The organism is Ruegeria sp. AP12, from assembly GCF_056540025.1.
Map to the genome: position 1 here is coordinate 1 of NZ_JBQFVZ010000178.1, position 787 is coordinate 787.

Genomic DNA, 787 nt, shown 5'->3' on the forward strand with positions numbered 1-787 from the left:
GCGATCCAGAAGCGCCGCAAGGAAGAGGGCGGGTTCCCGGGGGCCGAGCGCATCCAGAGAGAACTGGCCGAGGGCGCATCCCGCAAGCTGGTGGGCATCAAGCCCGAGGGCCGCGCGCCTGCGCGTCAGGGCGTTGAGATCCAGTGCACGGAAGGCAACACCATTGGCCAGATCACCTCGGGCGGGTTTGGCCCGACGGTCGGTGGCCCCGTTGCGATGGGCTATGTGTCCGCAGGCCATGGTGAGCCGGGCGAGACGGTCAATCTGATCATTCGGGGCAAGCCGCAACCGGCCGAGATCGTGGCGCTGCCCTTCGTCACCCAGAATTACAAGCGTTGAAGTCAGGAGAGAGACAAGATGGCAACCTATTATTCCGAAGAGCACGAGTGGATCGACGTTGACGGCGACACTGCCACGCTGGGCATCACCAAACATGCGGCCGAACAACTGGGCGATGTGGTCTTTGTAGAGCAGCAGGAAGTCGGGGACGAATTCGCCAAGGATGGCGAGATCGGTGTGATCGAATCCGTCAAGGCGGCCTCGGAAATCTATGCTCCGGTTGTTGGCGAGATCATCGAGGTGAACGAAGCGCTGGCCGACAACCCCGGCGCGCTGAACGAAGATCCCGAAGGTGAAGCATGGATCTACAAGATCAAAATCACCGACGCCTCGCAGCTCGAAGATCTGATGGATGAGGCCGGCTACAAGGACTTCATCGGCTGACACCTGCGGCGGGTCTCAGCACGGATCCGCCCTTCATCTGGCTAAAAATATCCCCGCCGGAGGC

General features: G+C 61.4%; 2 protein-coding genes. Both read left to right on the top strand.

Going from position 1 to position 787, the window contains the following annotated elements:
* On the top strand, nucleotides 1-339 hold a 339-nt coding region (locus ACR0E6_RS22095; protein WP_480587394.1), incomplete at its 5' end, for a glycine cleavage T C-terminal barrel domain-containing protein.
* A gap of 18 nt (nucleotides 340-357) precedes the next feature.
* Nucleotides 358-723: a glycine cleavage system protein GcvH gene (gene gcvH / locus ACR0E6_RS22100; protein ID WP_480587397.1), complete on the top strand. Its 366-nt coding sequence runs from the start codon at nucleotides 358-360 to the stop codon at nucleotides 721-723.
* Nucleotides 724-787 lie beyond the last annotated feature (64 nt).